Below are 2,528 nucleotides of genomic sequence, written 5' to 3' on the forward strand. Positions count from 1 at the left end.
GAGCTACCTCAGCGAGAAGAGAGCTGTGATGTCAGCGATTTATTGCCCTATAACAAAGCGCCCATTCAATCACCAGGCGGGTAGAAATACCCGCTTACGATGATAAAACGGGCTCAACAGTAAACCGGCCTACATCCACACCGATCACTTTCACTTGCTCACCAGGCTGCAGGATAATATCCCCTGCGTTAGCACTCAGTTGCAATTGCCATGTCACTCCAGAGTACTTGGCCGACGACAGTTGTTCGCGACTTAATGGTGAAGTCAGAGCGAAGGTCAGTCCAATAAAGTCACTATGACGATTGTCCGGACTACGTTCTTTATGCTGTAACCGTTTAAGCGGTCGCCACAGCGCTAAGGTAAGTAATCCTGCGCCGATGCCAGTACCACTAAACAATGCGGTCACGGTTTCGGGCAAGACCCCAATCATGGCCAGTAACCCAACTAAAACCGCAGCACACCCGGTTGCTAATAAGACAATCGTTGACAAACCGAGCAGCCAAACTTCAGCAGCTAACAACAGCAGACCAATGATAATAGTTAACTCTGCAAGATAGTGACTCACGTATTTACCCTAACTGCTTTTTGTTTTGTTAAGCGATTCAATGATGGTCATCGCTTCTGCAACCACGTTCGCAGCTCCCGTGCCCGAATCAGGCAACAAGACGACCGACGACTCTTTGGCAATTGCTTGTTTCGCGCGAATTGCTTTCTCTGCTAAATCAAGCTGAATCGCTTTTTGACCTTCTTCGGTGATAGCTCGTGTCCCGACAATTTCAAGCGCTTCGGCTTGAGCTTGAGCGACGGCTAGAATGGCTTGCGCTTCACCCTCCGCATTCAGAATTTGTTCCGCTTTTTCCGCTTCTGCCGCTAAAACCCGTGACTGCTTCTGACCCTCTGCCACGTTAATATCTGATTGACGAGCCCCTTCAGACTCAAGGATCACGGCACGTTTCTCACGTTCGGCCTTCATCTGACGCTCCATTGCTTCGAGCACCGACCGTGGAGGATCAATATCTTTTATCTCGTAACGAAGCACTTGTACACCCCAAGGCTGAGCCGCTTCGTTGATGGCCGAGACAATGGCAATGTTCAAGCTTTCACGTTCTTCAAACGTTTTATCCAGCTCCATTTTACCTACTTCACTACGCATGGTGGTTTGCGCAAGTTGCGTGACGGAATAGACATAATCATTCACGCCATAGCAGGCTTTAAAGGGATCAAGCACTTTGATATAGAGTACACCGTCCACACCCAACGAAATGTTGTCACGCGTAATCGCAGACTGACTAGGCACATCATAGGCTTGTTCTTTCAAAGTCCGTGTATACGCCACACGGTCGATAAAGGGAACAATGACGTTGAGCCCAGCTTCCATTGTTTTATAGTACTTACCAAACCTTTCAACCACATAGGCAGTATTTTGTGGCACAAACGTAATGGCACTGCGCAGTACGACAATCACTAAGATCGCCAGTACTATCCATACGCCAATAAAACTCGATATTTCAAAAAAAACGTTATCCATTAAGGGATCCTATGACTGTCGCTAACACGACGCTGATAGAGGGTGACAATGACTCAGACATGACGACAACGCTTGCATGCCTGAAGTTTAAGCATACGCCAATGTCAGTGTAGAAAGACAGATAACGATGGTAAATTTGACACTCGTCTCACTCAGATCGCTTTTTCCCCTCTTTTTATCTCGATTGAACGACATGACTCTCTGAGCGTGATCCCACTTTTGTAAAAGCCTGTCGCAACGATGGCCATATCATTGGAAAAAGGATTTTACCTTATCTTTTTTTGGGTGTACTCTTAGATCTGTTCAACCGTGTTGGTTGGCAGTGCTCATTACCGTTGACACCTTGACATAGAGAGTCAGAAAATGAGCAAACTAACGCGCAAACAACGCGTAGTCCTGTTGAAGCTGTTTTTAAGCTTTAATAATCGGAAATTTATGCAGCAATTGAATATAGATACATCGAAACACCCCACCGTTAGGCTGGAAAGTTAGTTGTCCTGAAGATATTCGCTACATTTGCCCATAGAGTCGATTAACGGCACTCGCGTCACTGCAACACCTAGTTAATATATTCAGGAGACACCATGTCCAAAGCTAATGGTTCCGTTAAGTGGTTTAACGAAGAGAAAGGTTTCGGTTTTATCCAGCAAGAGAACGGTCCAGACGTATTCGTTCACTTCCGTGCTATCGTTGGTGAAGGCTTCCGCACACTAGCAGAAGGCCAGCAGGTTGAGTTCGATATCGAGCAAGGTCAAAAAGGCCCACAGGCTGCGAACGTCGTTCGCCTGTAAGCCAAACCAAATTTAAGAAGAAAGGCGCTCATCAGAGCGCCTTTTTTTATACCTGTCATTTAAAGTTATTACACTAAGCTACATTGATATCGCATTCAGCCCCTATGCGAATGAACAACTCCCACTAAACGCTGCGCGTTTTGAAGGAGTTTCAAAAAGAAAGCCTAAGCTGCCTCTTTAGGCTGGTTCCCAGCCTGAATACCTAACGC

General features: G+C 46.4%; 3 protein-coding genes. 1 reads left to right on the forward strand and 2 read right to left on the reverse strand.

Features of this window, described 5'->3' with window-relative positions; all coding sequences use genetic code 11:
* Nucleotides 1-94: 94 nt before the first annotated feature.
* Both BZJ21_RS15145 and BZJ21_RS15150 read right to left on the reverse strand, forming a co-directional pair.
* Nucleotides 95-565, reverse strand: a complete 471-nt coding sequence (locus BZJ21_RS15145) for an NfeD family protein (RefSeq protein WP_077670240.1) — start codon at nucleotides 563-565, stop codon at nucleotides 95-97.
* Nucleotides 566-574: 9 nt separating this feature from the next.
* Entirely contained in the window at nucleotides 575-1,528 is a 954-nt protein-coding gene (locus tag BZJ21_RS15150) for a slipin family protein (RefSeq protein ID WP_021024036.1), read from the reverse strand.
* Nucleotides 1,529-2,112: 584 nt separating this feature from the next.
* On the opposite strand from BZJ21_RS15150, the gene cspE reads away from it, so the two are divergent.
* Complete coding sequence (gene cspE, locus BZJ21_RS15155) at nucleotides 2,113-2,319, forward strand: transcription antiterminator/RNA stability regulator CspE (protein WP_025744354.1); 207 nt, start codon at nucleotides 2,113-2,115, stop codon at nucleotides 2,317-2,319.
* The last annotated feature ends 209 nt before the right edge of the window (nucleotides 2,320-2,528 follow it).

The organism is Salinivibrio costicola subsp. alcaliphilus (genome assembly GCF_001996185.1).
In the GTDB taxonomy this organism is placed as follows: Bacteria; Pseudomonadota; Gammaproteobacteria; order Enterobacterales; family Vibrionaceae; genus Salinivibrio; species Salinivibrio costicola.